The following is a 16,159-nucleotide window of genomic DNA, read 5'->3' on the forward strand; positions in this document are numbered from 1 at the left end:
CGGCCGCGGTGAGCGAGACGACCGGCGCGGGGCGCGTCGGGCGCGGGCGCGCCCCGACCCTTCGCCGCCGGCTCGGCTGGGCGCTCGTCGTCGCGGGCGTGATCCTGCTCGGCGTGCTCGCGACGTCGGCCATCGCCCTCTCGCGCGTGCTGACCATCCAGGGCGAGGTCACCGGGCCGTTCTTCGACGCGGTGACCGAGGCGGACGCCGCGTACGTGGGCCTGCTCGACGCCGAGGTCGCGGTGCGCGCGTACGTCGCGACGGGGGACGACACGGCGCTCGAGGCCTACACCCGTGCCGTCGGGACGGAGGCGGAGGGCGTCGTCCCGGACCCCGCGCTCGTCGACCTGCTCGGGCTCGACGAGGAGCAGGCGGCGACGCTCGCGCAGGCCGACGCGTCGGTGCGCGCCTGGGTCACCGACTACGCCGAGCCCGCGATCACGACCACCGAGGACGACGGCCCGGGGCGGGTGCGCGCCGTGGACCAGGCGCACGGTGCCGAGCTGTTCGCCCATGCACGCGCCGACACCGCCCGGTACGTGGACGCGATCCGCGCCGAGCGCGTGGAGCGGCTCGACGCGCTCGACCGCTGGAGCAGGGCGCTCTTCGGGAGCGTCCTCGTCCTCGTCGGCTCGGCGCTCGCGGTCGGGATCATCCTCTGGGTGTGCCTCAAGCGGTGGGTCACCGAGCCGATGGCGGAGCTCGCGCACCGCGTGCGGCTCGTGAGCTCCGGGAGCCTGGACGAGCCCGTCGTGACCTCCGGCCCGGCGGAGATCGCGGACCTCGCCCAGGACGTCGAGCACATGCGCGTCGAGCTCGTGAACCAGGTCGCCGAGATCAAGGCGTCGCACGAGGACGCCGCGCGCTCGCACGAGCTCCTCGCGGAGCAGGCGCGTGAGCTCGAGCGGTCCAACCGCGACCTCGAGCAGTTCGCCTACGTCGCGTCCCACGATCTCCAGGAGCCGCTGCGCAAGGTCGCGAGCTTCACACAGCTCCTCAAGAAGCGGTACGGCGGCGAGCTCGACGACCGCGCGGACCAGTACATCGACTTCGCGGTCGACGGCGCCAAGCGCATGCAGCGGCTCATCCAGGACCTGCTGGGCTTCTCACGGGTCGGCCGGACGGGCAACGAGCGCGTCGACGTGGACCTCGAGCGCGAGCTGGAGGGCGTGCTCGAGGACCTGTCCGAGAAGGTCACGGAGACGGGGGCGAGCATCACGCACGACCCGATGCCCGTCGTCGTCGGGGAGCGCGCGCTCCTGCACCAGCTCCTGGCGAACCTCCTCGGCAACGCGCTGAAGTTCCGCGACCCCGACCGGACGCCCACCGTGCACGTCGGCGTGCTGGCGCGGGACACGCACTGGGAGATCTCCGTCGAGGACAACGGGATCGGCATCGACCCGCAGTACGCCGAGCGCGTGTTCGTCATCTTCCAGCGCCTGCACGCCAAGGACGTGTACGAGGGCACCGGCATCGGACTCGCGCTGTGCAAGCGCATCGTGGAGTACCACGGCGGCCGGATCTGGATCGAGCCGCGCGAGGGCGGGACGACCGTGCGCTTCACGCTCGCGCACGCGTACGTGCACGCGCAGGTCGGCTACGCTCGCTCCGACCACGACGGCGCGGAGCAGGTCGCCCCTGACCGCGCGCGCCACGACGACGAGGAGAGCCCCGCATGAGCCACGGCAGCAAGCCGATCGACGTCCTCCTGGTGGAGGACGACCCCGGCGACGTGCTCATGACGCGCGAGGCGTTCGAGGACCACAAGGTCACCAACCGCCTCTCGGTCGTCTCCGACGGGGTGAGCGCGCTGCAGTTCCTGCGCAAGGAGGGCGAGCACGCGGGCGCCCCGACGCCGGACCTGATCCTGCTCGACCTCAACCTTCCCCGGATGGACGGGCGCGAGGTCCTCGCCGAGCTCAAGGCCGACGAGGCGCTGCGCAAGATCCCGGTCGTCGTGCTGACGACGTCGGAGGCCGAGGAGGACGTCGTGCGCAGCTACTCGCTGCACGCGAACGCCTACGTCACCAAGCCGGTCGACTTCGACCGCTTCATCGACGTGGTGCGCCAGATCGACGACTTCTTCGTCTCGGTAGTGCGGCTGCCGGGTCGCTGACCCGCGCGCGGGCCGGTCCGGGACCCGCCGAGGACCCGAGCCGGTCTCGCCGGGTCGGGAAGAACCGCGGGACGAGCCGTGTTGTCCTCGTCAGGCCCGTCGCGCCGTCGGCAGCGCACGGGCGAAGGACGTCACGAGGAGGATGCATGCTGGACCCTCGCGGGATCTACGAGCTCGACGAGCAGGCCGTGGCACGTCTGTGGCCCACCCCGCCCGAGCCGGGCGCGGGCCCCGTGCTGCTGCACGCCGTCGCGGGGTTCATCGACGCGGGCAGCGCGGGCGAGGTCGCGGTCGAGCACCTGCTGGAGATCGGCGAGGTCACCCGTGTGGTGACGTTCGACGTCGACCAGCTCCTGGACTACCGCTCCAAGCGCGCGACGATGACCTTCAGCACGGACCGCTGGTCCGACTACGACGAGCCGCACCTGGTGATCGACCACGTGCGCGACGCCGAGGGGACGGGCTTCCTGCTCCTGCACGGCGCCGAGCCCGACGTGCAGTGGGAGCGCGTGGTCGCCGCGGTGCGCGACGTCGTCGAGCGGCTCGGGGTGTCGCTCACGGTCGGCTTCCACGGCATCCCGATGGGCATCCCGCACACGCGCCCGCTCTCGGTCACGGCGCATGCGACCCGGCCGGAGCTGCTGGGGGAGCACACGTCGTGGTTCGGCACGGTCAAGGTCCCGGCCAGCCTGGCGGCACTCCTCGAGCTGCGGCTCGGTCGGGCGGAGCACGACGCGCTCGGCATCACCGTGCACGTGCCCCACTACCTGGCGCAGTCGTCGTACCCGCCCGCGGCGGTGGTCGCGCTCGAGCACGTGCAGCGCGTCACCGGTCTGGACCTCGCGACGAGCGGGCTCGCGGAGGCGGTGCAGGACGCGAAGACCGAGGTCGAGCGTCAGGTGCGCGACTCCGAGGAGGTCGCCGCGGTCGTGCGCGCCCTGGAGGAGCAGTACGACGCGTTCGCGCGCTCCGTCGGGCGCACGAGCCTGCTCGCCAAGTCCGCGCCGATCCCGACGGCCGACGAGCTCGGCGCCGAGTTCGAGCGCTTCCTCGCCCAGCAGTCGGGCGACTGAGCCGCGGGCCGGGGCAGCGCGCTGCCCGCGCGGCGGGGCGGAATGTGCCGACAAATCACCACGAGAGGTGGCGAGTTTCCGTGGCGTACCGGACGTGGTCCGTGCCACACTGTCACCCGTTGCAGTGACGTACTTGCGCACGACCCGGTGCAGGGCCGGTACGTGGGTCCGCCCGGCGGGGTGGTCCGGCGTCGGTCTCGGCGGCCGCACACGGCCAGCCGCCGGCGAAGGACGTGGGACATGGCATTGCGGCGCACGGGGGTGGACGAAGGGTCCGCTCGCTGATGTCCCCGGATGGACAGAAGGTCAGAGGAAGAGCATGGCGCAGGGTTCTGTGAAGTGGTTCAACGCCGAGAAGGGCTACGGCTTCATCGCGCAGGACGGCGGCGGTGCCGACGTCTTCGTTCACTACTCGGCGATCGAGACGAACGGGTACCGCACGCTCGACGAGGCGCAGCGGGTCGAGTTCGAGATCACCCAGGGGCCGAAGGGCCCGCAGGCGGAGAAGGTTCGTCCGCTCTGACGTCGTCGACGTCGCACGGCCGGGTCGTCCGGCCATAGCAGCAGCGCAGGAGCCGCGCCCGCGGGCGCGGCTCCTGTCGTGTCTCCCGGGTCGTGCCTCGGGTCCGCGTCTCACGGCCGGCGTGCCGGTGCAGTGACCTCCTCCTGCTCCGGCGGCGGGTCGGTCAGCGGGGCGGCGGAGCCGACGAACGCCCGGAGCTCGTCACCCGTGAGCACGCGCGCCGGCACGGCGAGCGAGCGGACGGCGCGCGCCAGCGCCGGGCTCGACAGGCAGGGTGCCGCTCGACCGTCGCCGGCGCCGGCCCGCACGGCGGCGAGCACGACGTTCCCGTAGCGACGTCCCTTGAGCTGTGCCGGCTCGGCGATCGCCGCGATCCGGTCCCCGTCCCCGGGCGCTGACCCGCCGAACACGGACGCCAGGGTCGCGAGCTCGCGCCGCACGACCGTGAGCGGCGGGCGGTCGGCGCAGTTGACCAGGTAGACGCCGCCCGGACGCAGGACGCGGTGCACCTCCCCGGCCATGCCGAGGGTCACGAGGTGGTCGGGCGTGCGGTCGCCGTCGAACACGTCGCGCACGACGACGTCGTACGAGGCGTCGGGAAGGCTCGCCACCGCGCGTCGCGCGTCGTCGGGACGCAGCCGGAGGCGCGGTGCCCTCGGCAGGTCGAACCACGTGCGCACCAGCTCGAGCAGCCGTGCGTCGAGGTCGACGCCGAGCTGGGTCGAGCCCGGCCGGGTGTGCTCGACCCAGCGGGGCAGGCTGCACCCCGCCGCGCCGAGGTGCAGCGCGCGCAGGGGCCCGGGGCCGAGCTCGTCCACGACGGCGGCCATCTGTTGCATGTACTCGAACGCCAGCATCCCGGGGTCGTCGAGGTCGAGGTACGAGCTCGGGACGCCGTTGACGTGGAGCGTGACGGCCGACGGGCGGTCCAGGTCTCGCTCGACGTGCGCGGTTCCCGTCGACGTCGGGACGGGCCCGGTCGGGAGCTCCGGTCCCGCGGTCCCGCCGCGGGCCCCGCCGCCCCGGCGCCGGGCCGGTGTGGGTGGCGCGGAGGACCCTGGTGAACGTCGGGAGGTGCGGCGAGCCATGTGCTCACCGTACGGGCTGGAGGGCGCCCGACGTTGACAGGATCGAACAGGTGTTCGATAGTGGAGGAGGAGGTGCGCGATGTCGAACGATGCAGGCGCGAGGGGTCAGGTCGCCGTCCCGGCCGAGGTCCGTCGGCTGCTGGACCGCGCGGACGCGGAGCTCGTCGCGGCGGCGCTCGCGCAGGACGCGGGCGAGCGGTTCGTGCACGCCCACCTCGGAGCACTCCGTGCGGCGGCGGCGGTCGTCGCCCTGCGCGCACGGCCGGCGCGCCGGGGACGCGCCCGATCCGTGTGGGACCAGCTCGCGGACGCCGAGCCAGGGCTCGCGGCGTGGTCCGGCTACTTCGCGAGCGGGGCGCGCGTCCGCGCCGCCGTCGACGCGGGTCGGTTCGACGCCGTGGACCCGCGCCGCGCCGACGAGCTCATGGCGTGCGCCGAGGACTTCCGTGACGAGGTCGCGATGCTCGTCGACCCGGACGCCGGGTTCGTCCGGCTGCCCGGTCTGCGGACGGTGGCGTCGTGACCCCGGCGCGGCCCGCGCCGAGCGTCCGGTGAGGCAGGGATGAGCCGCGGGCCGCGCGCTGTCGTCCGCCGTGACTGGGGCGACGACGAGGAGGGGTGCTCCATCCTCCACGTCGACATGGACGCGTTCTTCGCGTCCGTCGAGCTGGCCCGGCGACCCCAGCTCGTGGGGCGACCGGTGATCGTCGGCGGCGCGGAACGAGGCGTCGTCCTCGCGGCGACGTACGAGGCCCGGGCGTTCGGCGTCCACTCGGCGATGCCGATGGCGACCGCACGCCGCCTGTGCCCGCAGGCGATCGTCGTCCCGCCGGACCACACGCGCTACCACGAGGTCTCCCGGTCCGTCATGGCGGCGATCGGGGAGATCACGGCGCTCGTGGAGCAGGTGAGCGTCGACGAGGCGTTCCTGGACGTGAGCGGCGCGCGCCGACGCCTCGGGCCCCCGACGCGGATCGCCGCCGAGCTACGGCGTCGCGTGCGCGCCGAGCACGGGATCACGTGCTCGGTCGGGATCGCGACGACGAAGTTCGTCGCGAAGCTCGCCTCGACGCACGCGAAGCCCGACGGCGTGCTGCTGATCCCGGCGGCGGCGACCGTCCCGTTCCTGCGCACGCTGCCGGTCGGTGCGCTGTGGGGCGTGGGGGAGCGGACCGAGAGCGCGCTCGCGCAGTGGGGCATCCGCACCGTCGCGGAGCTCGCCGACACGGACGTGGCCTCGCTCCAGACGGCGGTCGGCAAGGTCGCGGGCGCACACCTGCACGACCTCGCGTGGGGCCGTGACCCACGCCCGGTCGAGCCGGAGCGGTCCGAGCGGAGCATCGGTGCCGAGACGACGTTCGCGCACGACCTGCGTGACCTCGCGGCGGTCCAGTCGCGCGTCCTCGAGCTGGCGGACCGGTGCGCCGGCCGCCTGCGCCACCAGGGCCTCGTGGCGCGCACCGTGAGCGTCAAGGTCCGCACGAGCGACTTCCGCACGGTCACGCGGGCGCGCACGCTCGGCGCACCGACGGACGTCGCGCGAGAGATCTACCTGGTGGCTCGGGAGCTCGTCGCGAGCGTCGACCTGCGGGGCCTGGCCGTCCGGCTCGTGGGCGTGCGCGCCGAGAGCCTCGAGCCGCGTGCGGACGCGGTGGTGCAGCCCACGCTCGAGGAGGCGGTCGAGGAGACGGGTGCCGCTCGGCGCCGGGCGGAGGAGGCCGTCGACGCGGTCCGCGGGCGGTTCGGGGTGACATCCATCGCGATGGGCCCCGCCAGGGCCCGCTCGACTACCACCCCCGCGGATGTCGATCTATCCTGAGGGTGACACACGACCACGTGGAGAAACGGGGTGCTCATGCCTCTGTCTGAGTACGAGCAGCGGGTATTGGAGCAGATGGAGCGCGCGCTCACCTCGGACGATCCGCGGTTGGCCAACACGCTCCAGGCGCCACGACGACGTTCGGCGCTGCGTTACGTCCTGGCCGGGGTCGGCGTCGTCGGCGGCCTTCTCCTGCTGGTCCTCGGAGCTGCGCTCTCGCAGACCTGGCTCGGGGTGATCGGCTTCGTCCTCATGTTCGCGGGCGTCGTCCTGGTCTTCCAGTCGCCGCGCTCGTCGCGCAAGGGACCGCTCGGGACCGTCGAGGCCGACGGCACCGTCCGCCCGGCCACGGCGAGCAAGCCGGCGCGCAAGCCGCTCCTCAGCCGACTGGAAGAGCGCTGGGACCGTCGGCGCGAGCAGGACGGTCGCTGAGCGAGTCCGCGACGGCGTCGACCGCCTCGTCGACGAGCTCCTGGAGCCGGTCGGGGCGGGCGACCGTCCGCGGCTCCGGGGCGTAGCGCTCGGCCTCGAGGGCTGACGCGAGCCCGGCGACCGCCTCGGCGACGTCCTCGTCGCGGGCGTGCGCCCCGCGGCGGGCCTGGAGCGCCGCGACGACCGCCGCGGGAACGCGCCGAGGTGTCGTCGACGTCGGCCAGCGGATCTCGAGCGCCCCGAGCCGGTCGGTGAGCTCGGCCCACGCGTCCTCGGCGTCCCGCAGGGTCTGCGCCTCGGACCGTCGCCGGAGCACGAGCCACAGAGCCCCGCCGAGGACGAGCGAGACGACGAGCGCGACGCCCACGACGAGCGGCCACGGTGCGCCCTCGTCCTCGGCGCCGCCGGTCGTCCCACCCGTGCCGGGCGTGGTGGGCGCAGGGCTCGCGGGCGCGGAGGGTGCCGCGGTCGTCGCGCCCGGCGTCGGCACGTTGCCCGGGTCTCCCGGGCCCCCCGGTGTCACGGCCACGGGCGTGGCCCACCGTGGGGTCGGGCCGGTCTGCTGGGCCGGGGTCGGCTCGAACCGCACCCAGCCCTGGCCGGGGAACCAGAGCTCCGGCCAGGCGTGGGAGTCGCGACCCGTGACCTCGAAGCTCGAGTCGTCGACGCGTTCGCCCGGCAGGAACCCGACGCCGAGACGCGCGGGGATCCCGAGGGTCCGCGCCATCATCGTCATCGAGGTCGCGAACTGGACGCAATAGCCCGTCCGGTCCTGGAGGAAGTCCCAGACCGCGTCCCCGGAGTCGCCCGGCGGGACCTCGGTCGAGTAGGTGAACTGCGAGGCGTCGCGGAAGTAGGTCTGCAGGGCGAGCGCCTGGTCGTAGCGCGTCGGCGCCCCCTCGACCACGGCGGTGGCCAGGTCGCGGATGTCCTGCTCGTGCTCGGTCGCGGGGACGTCGAGGTAGTTGGGGTCGTCCGGGTCCGCGCCCGTCGCCTCGCGCAGCGACACCGCGTCCAGCGGCCGGGGGAAGACCGCGAGCTCGTACGCGGTGCCCGCACCGGTGGGCTGATCCCCGAGCACCTCGTCGCGGACGTCGTCGTACGACCAGTCGCCGTCGATGTCCACGGTGCGGGGCTCGGTCGGGACGGGGAGCTTGGTGTCCCGCAAGGACTCGAGCGTGACGCGCACGGAGGTGGGCTCCTCGACGCCGGCCGGGTCGGTGGGCCACAGCACCTGGTCCGCGCCCTCGATCGGGGTCCCGTCGCGGTCCGCGCCGCGCCGCCAGTTCGTGCCGTCGAAGCCCGTGAGGGTGAACACGCGGAGCGGACCGACCTCGTCCGCGTCGGTCCGGTAGCGCAGCACCACTTCGCCCGAGCGCTCGGCGAGGTCGCGCCGCATGTCGAGGTCGTCGGAGAGCCGCACCGTCTGCCCGGTCGAGGAGAACAGCCGCGACCACGACGAGGACGCCACCTCGGGGAGCGAGGCGCTCGCCGAACCGAGACCCAGGGCGACGACGGCGACGGCGACCGCCACGACGAGCGCGCCGGCGGCCCGCAGGCCGCCGGCCGCGCGGCCGTCCGCGCGGCGGGCGGACGCGCCGCGCCGCACGGTGCGGTGCGGGTTGTCGACCGCGAGGAGCAGGACGAGCGCGGCCACGGTCACCACGAACGCCAGGGGCGGGATCTCGCCCATGATGACGAGACCCGGGATCCACAGGGCGAGGAGCGGCAGCGCGACCCCGGCGCTGAGCCGGAGCCCGCCCGCCATGAGGTCGGCGACGAGGAAGACGACGACCGCGCCCCCGACCGCCATGAGCGCGATCGGCAGGCTCGGGTCGATCGGGGCGACCTCGGCGAGCGTGAGATCCCGCGCGGTGGAGAGGCGGGACAGGATCCGGTCGACGTTGGAGAGGCCGATGAGGAGGGAGAAGCGGTCGGTCGGGCCGCCGTAGAGACCGAGCAGGGCCCAGAGGCCGACGACCAGCCCCGCGAGCGAGGGGAGCAGCGCGGCCGGCGGGGCGAGGGCCTCGCCCCGTACCGCGTGGCCCCGCTCCAGGGCGTAGCGCGAGATCCCGGTCACCAGCGCCAGGACCGCGACGGTGCGCACCGCGGTGCCGCTCCAGCCACCCGGTCCGATGACGCTCCCGAGCGCGTAGGTCGACGCCGTGACGGCGACGGCGACGAGCGTGCTCGTCGCGAGCACGCGGAGGCCCACGGGGGCGGCGGTGTCCGGGCGGGACGCGGTCATCGTGAGCCCTCCACGAGCAGGGTCCAGGCGTGCTCGAGGGACGCGGACGGGTCGACGAGCGCCGCGTGCCACCCGGTCGAGCGCAGGGCCGCGACCGTCTCGAGCGCGTCGGCGTGCTCGGGAGCCCACGGGCGGGCGCTCACCACGAGCGCACGGTGCAGCCCGTCCCCGGCCATCGCGGCGACGGTGTGCCGGGCGACGGAGCCGAGCGGTCCGAGGACGGCGACGGTGATCTCCCCCGGTCGGCGGTCGCGGCGCAGAGCCTCGGCGGTCGCCGCGACCGACCGGTCGGCGTCCGCGACGACGTGGTGCCCGTGCAGGTCGACGGTCGCGTCGAGGAGGTCGGCGGGACCCTCGCCCGAGCGGTTGACGCGGAAGCCCGTGCCCGACACGACCGGTGCGAGCGACGTCGGGACGAGCCGGACGGGGTGCCCGGCCTGGAGGAGGGACACGCCGATCGACGCCGCGCACTCGACCGCCCACTCGCCGTCGGCGAGGGCGTGCGGGCTCGACGCCGCGAGCTCCGGGTGGGGCAGGAGCCCGCGGTCCAGGAGGACGCTGACGGGCGGCAGGCCCGCGCTCTCGTCCGCACGGACCATGAGCTGGCCGTGGCGTGCGGCGCTGGGCCAGTGCACGCGCCGCGGGTCGTCGCCGGCGACGTAGTCGCGCAGCACCGAGTCGTCGCTCGACGCGAGCCGAGCGCCCGACGCGGAGCGCTCGTGCTCGCCGAACGCGCGCGACCCCCGGACGGGCAGCTCCACCGTGCGCGGCCACACCGCGACGGCGGTCGGGTCGCCGAGCTCTTGGGTCGCGCTGACCAGGCCGAAGAGGTCGACCCGCGTCGTGAGGAGCGGACCGAGGGGCCACCGGCCGCGGCGGAGCGGGCGCAGCCGGTAGCGGACGGCGATGTGGTCGCCCACCGTCGCGACCTGGGCGCGCAGCGAGCCCTGGTCGCACAGCTCGTGCGCCGCCTGCTCGCTGATCCGCAGGCGGGCGAGCGTCGTCGCGGTGGACGACGTGGCCCGCGTGGCAGCGACCGTGAGGCGCGCGGTGGTGTACTGCCCGCGCACGGCGGGGTTCGGTTGGACACGGCGCGTCACGTGCAGCGCGCCACGACCGCGGTCGATCCGGCGGACGGCCATCCAGCACCAGGCGGCGCCGACGGCGAGCGCCCCGGCGACGCCGAGCCCGACGAGGTCGGGGAGCCCGAGCGTGACGCCCAGGACCGCGAGCGCGACGCCGGCGCCCAGCACCGCCGTCCCGCGGCGGGTGAGGCGGGCGCTCGCGAGGCTCCTGCTCCTACCGCGGAGCCGGCCGAGGAACGACGGGGCGCGCACGTCAGCGACGCTCGGTCGCGTCCAGGGCGGGGATCGGCGTCTGCGCCACGATCGACGCGACGACGGCCTCGGCGTCCTGTCCCGAGAGCCGGGCCTCGGTCGTGATGACGAGCCGGTGCGCGAGCACGGGGACGGCGAGGTACTGCACGTCGTCGGGGAGCACGTGGTCGCGCCCGGCCATCGCCGCGAGGGACTTCGCCGCGCGCAGGAGCTGGAGCGTCGTCCGGGGGGAGGCGCCGAGCCGCAGGCCGGGATGCTCGCGTGTCGCGGTGACGAGGGCGAGCACGTAGCGCTTGACGGCGGTCGACGCGTAGACGGCGCGCGCCACCTCGGCGAACCGCAGGACGGCCGCCCCCGTGGTCACGGGGCGGAGGTGGGCCAGCGGGTTGTCCGACTCCTGCCGGTCGAGCATCCGGAGCTCGGCGTCGACGTCGGGATAGCCGACGGTCAGCCGCGCCATGAAGCGGTCGCGCTGCGCCTCCGGCAGCGGATAGGTGCCTTCCATCTCGACCGGGTTCTGGGTCGCGACGACGAGGAACGGGCTCGGGAGCATGTGGGTCGTGCCGTCGACGGTCGTCTGGCCCTCCTCCATGCACTCCAGGAGCGCCGACTGGGTCTTGGGGGAGGCGCGGTTGATCTCGTCGCCGATGACGATGTTGGAGAAGACGGGCCCCGGACGGAACTCGAACTCGTGGTTCGCCGCACGGTAGATGTTGACGCCGGTGAGGTCGCTCGGCAGGAGGTCCGGCGTGAACTGGATGCGGCCGACCTTGCAGTCGATCGTGCGGGCCAGAGCCTTGGCGAGCGTCGTCTTGCCGACACCGGGGACGTCCTCGATGAGGAGGTGGCCCTGGGCGAGGAGGACGGCGACGGTCACGGTCACGAGGTCGGGACGGCCCGTGACGACGGACTCGATGCCGGAGCGGATCCGGCTCGTGGTCTCGACCAGCTCGTCGAGGCCGGCGAGGGCGCCGCCCCCGGGCTCGTCGGAGGGCGCGACAGGGGCGATGTCGGGGAGCACGGAGACCTCCGTCGTCGGTGGCGCACTGCCGCGGACCAGGGGGACCGCGGGTGGGAAGAGCCTAGTGGACCGTGGGCGCTGCGCGAGCGTCGGCGCGAGGGGCGGGCGCCGCGCGGGCCGTGCGGCCGCTGCGCGCCCCCGGACGACGTCGCGACGCGCCATGGGGAGTGTTCCCCTCCACCCCGCTCCACCCCTCGCGACCTGCGGAGATCCTGCGAAGGCGGGTGAAAGCCCGCCGATTCACCGAGAGCGGTGGAGGGAAGTGGAGTACCGTGGAGGAGAAGGGAGCAGGAGGGGAGGTGCCAGGTGCATGTCCGGCTTCGTGGACGACGTGCTCGGCGGTTCCTCCGGCCTGCTCCTGGGCACCTTCACGCCACGCCTGGACGACAAGGGGAGGCTCATCCTCCCCGCGAAGTTCCGGTCGCGGCTCGCACCGGGTCTCGTCATGACGCGGGGGCAGGAGCGCTGTCTGTTCCTGCTGCCGATGGACGAGTTCCGGCGCATGTACGACCAGATCCGGCAGGCGCCGGTGACGAGCAAGCAGGCCCGGGACTACCTGCGCGTCTTCCTCTCGGGGGCGAGCGACGAGATCCCGGACAAGCAGGGACGCGTCTCGATCCCCGCGCCCTTGCGGGCGTACGCGGGGCTCGACCGCGACGTCGCCGTGATCGGCGCCGGCACGCGGGTCGAGATCTGGGACGCGCAGGCCTGGGAGACGTACCTCGCGGAGCAGGAGTCGGCGTATTCCGACACCGCGGAGGAGGTGTTCCCTGACCTGCGCTTCTAGCGCACGACCCACGGCTCCCGCACGGTGAGGCCTCCTCCCGCCCGGTCTGACGCACTTCCCCGGCGTCAGAAAGGACGCGGAGGGAGACCTGACCGTACGGGGCCGGGTCGACGAGCAGCACGGACCAGCACGGAGAGGAGACGGACATGACGAGCACCCCCGACGACGCCGCCGAGCGGCACGTCCCGGTCCTCCTCCAGCGCTGCGTCGACCTCCTCGCCCCCGCCCTCGCCGGTCCGGACGCGGTCCTCGTGGACTGCACGCTCGGCATGGGCGGACACACCGAGGCCGTCCTGGAGCAGGTCCCGACGGCGCGCGTCGTCGGCATCGACCGCGACCCCGAGGCCATCGCCCGGGCGTCGCGCCGTCTCGAGCGGTTCGGCGAACGGTTCCGGGCCGTGCACGCCGTCTACGACGAGATCGGCGACGTCGTGGCCGACGTCGTCGGCGCGCCGGTCCAGGGCGTGCTCATGGACCTCGGGGTGTCCTCGCTCCAGATCGACGAGGCCGACCGCGGGTTCTCCTACGCGCACGACGCGCCGCTCGACATGCGCATGGACCCGACGACCGGCCGGACGGCCGCCGACGTCCTCAACACCTACGACGAGCGTGCGCTCACCCGGATCCTGCGCGACTACGGCGAGGAGCGGTTCGCGCAGCGCGTCGCACGGGCGATCGTCCGACGCCGCGAGCAGCGCCCGTGGGAGCGCAGCGCCGAGCTCGTCGAGGTCGTGCGCGGCGCGATCCCCGCCGCGACGCGGACGACGGGCGGGAACCCCGCCAAGCGGACCTTCCAGGCGCTGCGGATCGAGGTGAACGGCGAGCTTGAGGTGCTCGAGCGCGCGGTCCCGGCCGCCGTGGACGTCCTCGCCGTGGGCGGGCGCCTCGTCGTCGAGTCGTACCACTCGCTCGAGGACCGGATCGTCAAGCGCGTGCTCGCCGCGGGGGCGACGATCAGCGCGCCGCCCGGGCTGCCCGTCGTGCCGGAGGAGGACCAGCCGTACCTGCGGCTCCTCACCCGGGGCGCGGAGGAGGCGTCGACCGCCGAGCGGGAGTCCAACCCGCGCTCGGCGTCCGTCCGGCTCCGCGCCGCCGAGCGCACCCGGCCCACACCGCCGCACCGCCGTCCGCACCGACCGACCGACCGACCGCACGACCCGGAGCAGAGGACACGATGAGCGCACAGAGGTCGACCGCCGCCCGCCCGCTCCCGCGCACGGCGCGCCCGACGCCCGCCCCGCGCCCGTCGCTCACGGCGCTCCCCGGCGGCGCGTCCGAGCGCGCGCTCCGCTCGCGTCTCGAGCTCGTCCGGGCACCTCTCCAGGCGCGGTCCAAGATCCCGTTCCTCGTCGTCTGCATGTCGATCCTCGGCGCGGCCCTCCTGTGTGCTCTCCTGGTGAACACGACGATGGCGCGCAACTCCTACGAGATGTCGGAGCTGCGCCGGGAGGTGAGCCGCGTGGCCCAGGACACGCAGAGCCTGCAGGCGCAGGTCGACGCCCGGAAGACCTCGCTGCCGGACACCGCGGCCTCCCTCGGCATGGTGCCTGCGGAGGACCCGGCGATGGTCCGGCTCTCCGACGGCACGGTCCTCGGCGGCGCGCAGGAGGGGGCCGGGCAGTGACGGGTCAGACCGGAGCCGGACGCGACCGCCGGCCGCGCCCCGCGGCGAGCACGCAGCGGTCCCGCCCCGCCCCTACGGCCTCCCGGCCCTCGCCGGGAGGCCGTGGCGCTTCCGGCGACGGGCGCCGGGCCGCCGGCACGGGCACGCGCGTCGCGGCGACCGCCCGCACGTCGAGGACCGCAGCCTCCCGGTCGCCACGGAGCGGCGGCCGCCCGCCGGCACGCCCCGCCCGGGTGCCCCGCGAGCCAGGCCGCCCCGAGCGGCGCCAGCGCTGGCTCATCGTGGTCGCCGGCGTGATCACGGCGGTCTTCGTGGGCCAGCTCGTCAACGTCCAGGTGCTGCGCGGGCCGGCGCTCGCGGCGGACGCGCGCGCCGACCGTACGCGCAGCTCGACCCTCCTGGCGCACCGCGGCGACATCACCGATGCCGACGGCGTGGTGCTCGCGACGTCCGTGGACCGGTACACGGTCGCGGCGGACCCGAAGGCGATCGCCGAGTTCGAGCCACGCGCCGCCGACCTCGTCGACGGGGAGCCGCTCGAGGAGGGCGGCGCCGTGGGCGTGGCCAAGCTGCTCGCCCCGATCCTGGGGAAGTCCTCCCCGGAGCTCGCCGCGCAGCTCAACGGGTCGTCGCGGTACGTCGTCCTGGCCAAGGACGTCACCCCCGAGGTGCAGCGCCAGATCGCGGACCTCCAGCTCTCCGCCTACGTGCGCACCACCATGACGAGCGAGCGGACGTACCCCGCGGGCACGGTCGCGGGCAACCTCGTGGGTTTCGTCAACGAGGAGCAGGCGGGCGGCGGCGGTGTCGAGGCGTCCTACGACGACGTCCTCGCCGGCGTCTCCGGGTCGCGCGAGTGCGAGGCCGGGCTGGGCGGCCAGGTCATCCCGACGGGCCGGTGCGAGGTCGTGGACGCCGTGCCGGGGCGGAACGTGCAGCTCACCATCGCGCGGGACGTGCAGTGGAAGGCGCAGGACTCGGTGGACCGCGCGGTGAGCGAGACGGGTGCGGAGTACGCGATCGCCGTCGTGCAGGACGTCCGCACGGGCGAGGTCCTCGCGCTCGCGGACTCCGGGACGGTGAACCCGAACGACCGCACGACCGACGCCGTCTCCCGACCGAGCCGGGCCGTGTCGAACGTCTTCGACCCGGGGTCGACGGGCAAGGTCGTCACGATGGCCGCGGCCATCGAGGGCGGCTACGCCGACCCGTCGACGCAGTTCGAGGTGCCGTACCTCTACACCACGCCCAACGGCGAGACCTTCCGGGATTCGCACGAGCACCCCCTGCAGCGGCTCACGCTCGCGGGCGTCCTCGCGGAGTCCTCGAACACCGGGACCGTCCAGGTGGGGGAGAGGATCCCGAAGCAGGTGCGCTACGACTACCTGCACAAGTTCGGGTTCGGGCAGAAGTCGGGGCTCGGTCTGCCGGGCGAGTCCGCCGGGATCCTGCACCCCGCCGACGCGTGGGACGGACGCACCGAGTACGCCGTGCTGTTCGGCCAGAGCGTGTCCGTGAACGCGATCCAGGCCACGAGCGTCTTCTCGACCATCGCGAACGGCGGGGTGCGCACGACGCCGACCATCGTCGCGGGGACGACGGACGAGCGCGGTGAGCTGGTCCCGGCGGAGCGCCCGGAACCCGTGCGCGTCGTCTCGCAGGAGACGGCGGACACGGTGCTGCACATGATGGAGTCCGTTGTCGAGGAGGGCACCGGGTCGAGCGCGTCGGTGCCCGGCTACCGGGTCGCGGGCAAGACGGGCACGGCGCAGATGGCCGGCCCCGACGGGAGCCTGTCCTCGATCATGGCCTCGTTCATCGGCGTGGCCCCGGCCGACGACCCGCGATACACCGTCTCGGTGTTCCTCAAGGACCCGCACTCGTCGATCTTCGGCGGCGTCGTCGCGGCGCCCGTCTTCAGCGAGATCATGGGCTTCACGCTCGAGCACGAGGGCGTGCTGCCGAGCACCGAGCCGTACGTGCCGCTCCCGACGACGTGGTGAACCTCACCCGGTCGGCCGACCGCGAGCCACGAGGCCGCCGCGTCGTCCGTGGCGGTCTCGGTGAAGGTCCGGTGAAGCGCGCACCGCT

Annotated in this window: 15 protein-coding genes; 11 read left to right on the forward strand and 4 right to left on the reverse strand. The window is 74.4% G+C overall.

The annotated features are described in order from the left end of the window. The first annotated feature begins 8 nt into the window (after positions 1-8). The 4 genes from JN535_RS15170 to JN535_RS15185 all read left to right on the forward strand — a co-directional run bounded on the left by JN535_RS15170 (position 9) and on the right by JN535_RS15185 (position 3,712). A complete protein-coding gene (locus tag JN535_RS15170; protein ID WP_205206415.1) occupies positions 9-1,679 on the forward strand; it encodes a sensor histidine kinase in 1,671 nt (556 codons plus the stop codon). Then, on the forward strand, positions 1,676-2,116 hold the full coding sequence (locus tag JN535_RS15175) for a response regulator (protein WP_087471801.1): 441 nt from the start codon (positions 1,676-1,678) through the stop codon (positions 2,114-2,116). The genes JN535_RS15170 and JN535_RS15175 overlap by 4 nt, the downstream gene beginning before the upstream one ends. Before the next feature lie 146 nt (positions 2,117-2,262). Continuing rightward, positions 2,263-3,189 (forward strand): proteasome assembly chaperone family protein, encoded by a 927-nt coding sequence (locus JN535_RS15180; protein WP_205206416.1) that lies wholly within the window; start codon positions 2,263-2,265, stop codon positions 3,187-3,189. A 319-nt stretch (positions 3,190-3,508) separates the two neighbouring features. After that, the gene (locus JN535_RS15185) at positions 3,509-3,712 is read left to right on the forward strand and encodes a cold-shock protein (protein ID WP_024840614.1); all 204 of its coding nucleotides are present in this window, start codon (positions 3,509-3,511) and stop codon (positions 3,710-3,712) included. 110 nt (positions 3,713-3,822) lie between these two features. Here the strand turns inward: JN535_RS15185 and JN535_RS15190 are convergent, their stop codons facing one another. Then, on the reverse strand, positions 3,823-4,800 hold the full coding sequence (locus JN535_RS15190) for a spermidine synthase (protein ID WP_205206417.1): 978 nt from the start codon (positions 4,798-4,800) through the stop codon (positions 3,823-3,825). A gap of 79 nt (positions 4,801-4,879) precedes the next feature. Between JN535_RS15190 and JN535_RS15195 the strand changes: the two genes are divergently transcribed. Genes JN535_RS15195 through JN535_RS15205 form a run of 3 tightly spaced genes read left to right on the forward strand, consistent with a single transcriptional unit; the run spans position 4,880 to position 7,051 of the window. Beyond that, a complete protein-coding gene (locus tag JN535_RS15195; protein ID WP_205206418.1) occupies positions 4,880-5,323 on the forward strand; it encodes an SAV_6107 family HEPN domain-containing protein in 444 nt (147 codons plus the stop codon). Positions 5,324-5,362: 39 nt separating this feature from the next. After that, the gene (locus JN535_RS15200; protein WP_205206419.1) at positions 5,363-6,619 is read left to right on the forward strand and encodes a DNA polymerase IV; all 1,257 of its coding nucleotides are present in this window, start codon (positions 5,363-5,365) and stop codon (positions 6,617-6,619) included. 36 nt (positions 6,620-6,655) lie between these two features. Next, entirely contained in the window at positions 6,656-7,051 is a 396-nt protein-coding gene (locus JN535_RS15205) for a DUF3040 domain-containing protein (protein WP_205206420.1), read from the forward strand. On the opposite strand, the gene JN535_RS15210 is transcribed toward JN535_RS15205, so the two are convergent. Genes JN535_RS15210 through JN535_RS15220 form a run of 3 tightly spaced genes read right to left on the reverse strand, consistent with a single transcriptional unit; the run spans position 6,999 to position 11,645 of the window. Further along, complete coding sequence (locus JN535_RS15210; RefSeq protein WP_205206421.1) at positions 6,999-9,299, reverse strand: transglutaminase family protein; 2,301 nt, start codon at positions 9,297-9,299, stop codon at positions 6,999-7,001. The genes JN535_RS15205 and JN535_RS15210 overlap by 53 nt on opposite strands. Further along, entirely contained in the window at positions 9,296-10,636 is a 1,341-nt protein-coding gene (locus tag JN535_RS15215; protein ID WP_205206422.1) for a DUF58 domain-containing protein, read from the reverse strand. Before JN535_RS15215 ends, JN535_RS15210 begins: the two co-directional genes overlap by 4 nt. 1 nt (position 10,637) lies before the next feature. Beyond that, positions 10,638-11,645: an AAA family ATPase gene (locus JN535_RS15220; protein WP_374100520.1), complete on the reverse strand. Its 1,008-nt coding sequence runs from the start codon at positions 11,643-11,645 to the stop codon at positions 10,638-10,640. A gap of 364 nt (positions 11,646-12,009) precedes the next feature. Here JN535_RS15220 and mraZ point away from each other — a divergent pair, with 364 nt between their 5' ends. The 4 genes from mraZ to JN535_RS15240 all read left to right on the forward strand — a co-directional run bounded on the left by mraZ (position 12,010) and on the right by JN535_RS15240 (position 16,071). After that, positions 12,010-12,444, forward strand: coding sequence for a division/cell wall cluster transcriptional repressor MraZ (mraZ, locus tag JN535_RS15225; protein ID WP_031316739.1), 435 nt, complete (start codon positions 12,010-12,012; stop codon positions 12,442-12,444). A gap of 146 nt (positions 12,445-12,590) precedes the next feature. Next, entirely contained in the window at positions 12,591-13,622 is a 1,032-nt protein-coding gene (gene rsmH / locus JN535_RS15230) for a 16S rRNA (cytosine(1402)-N(4))-methyltransferase RsmH (RefSeq protein ID WP_205206424.1), read from the forward strand. Beyond that, complete coding sequence (locus JN535_RS15235; protein ID WP_205206425.1) at positions 13,619-14,068, forward strand: hypothetical protein; 450 nt, start codon at positions 13,619-13,621, stop codon at positions 14,066-14,068. The genes rsmH and JN535_RS15235 overlap by 4 nt, the downstream gene beginning before the upstream one ends. A gap of 233 nt (positions 14,069-14,301) precedes the next feature. After that, positions 14,302-16,071, forward strand: coding sequence for a peptidoglycan D,D-transpeptidase FtsI family protein (locus tag JN535_RS15240; RefSeq protein ID WP_307868780.1), 1,770 nt, complete (start codon positions 14,302-14,304; stop codon positions 16,069-16,071). Positions 16,072-16,159: the final 88 nt, after the last annotated feature.

Origin of the sequence: Cellulosimicrobium cellulans, from assembly GCF_016921195.1 — a bacterium.
GTDB lineage: Bacteria > Actinomycetota > Actinomycetes > Actinomycetales > Cellulomonadaceae > Cellulosimicrobium > Cellulosimicrobium cellulans_F.

What these genes read in the sequence shown, in the direction of transcription:
- JN535_RS15175 (WP_087471801.1), top strand. Translation starts at nt 1,676, where the DNA reads ATGAGCCACGGCAGCAAGCCGATCGACGTCCTCCTGGTGGAGGACGAC.
- JN535_RS15180 (WP_205206416.1), top strand. Translation starts at nt 2,263, where the DNA reads ATGCTGGACCCTCGCGGGATCTACGAGCTCGACGAGCAGGCCGTGGCA.
- JN535_RS15185 (WP_024840614.1), top strand. Translation starts at nt 3,509, where the DNA reads ATGGCGCAGGGTTCTGTGAAGTGGTTCAACGCCGAGAAGGGCTACGGC.
- JN535_RS15190 (WP_205206417.1), bottom strand. Translation starts at nt 4,800, where the DNA reads ATGGCTCGCCGCACCTCCCGACGTTCACCAGGGTCCTCCGCGCCACCC.
- JN535_RS15195 (WP_205206418.1), top strand. Translation starts at nt 4,880, where the DNA reads ATGTCGAACGATGCAGGCGCGAGGGGTCAGGTCGCCGTCCCGGCCGAG.
- JN535_RS15200 (WP_205206419.1), top strand. Translation starts at nt 5,363, where the DNA reads ATGAGCCGCGGGCCGCGCGCTGTCGTCCGCCGTGACTGGGGCGACGAC.
- JN535_RS15205 (WP_205206420.1), top strand. Translation starts at nt 6,656, where the DNA reads ATGCCTCTGTCTGAGTACGAGCAGCGGGTATTGGAGCAGATGGAGCGC.
- JN535_RS15210 (WP_205206421.1), bottom strand. Translation starts at nt 9,299, where the DNA reads ATGACCGCGTCCCGCCCGGACACCGCCGCCCCCGTGGGCCTCCGCGTG.
- rsmH (WP_205206424.1), top strand. Translation starts at nt 12,591, where the DNA reads ATGACGAGCACCCCCGACGACGCCGCCGAGCGGCACGTCCCGGTCCTC.
- JN535_RS15235 (WP_205206425.1), top strand. Translation starts at nt 13,619, where the DNA reads ATGAGCGCACAGAGGTCGACCGCCGCCCGCCCGCTCCCGCGCACGGCG.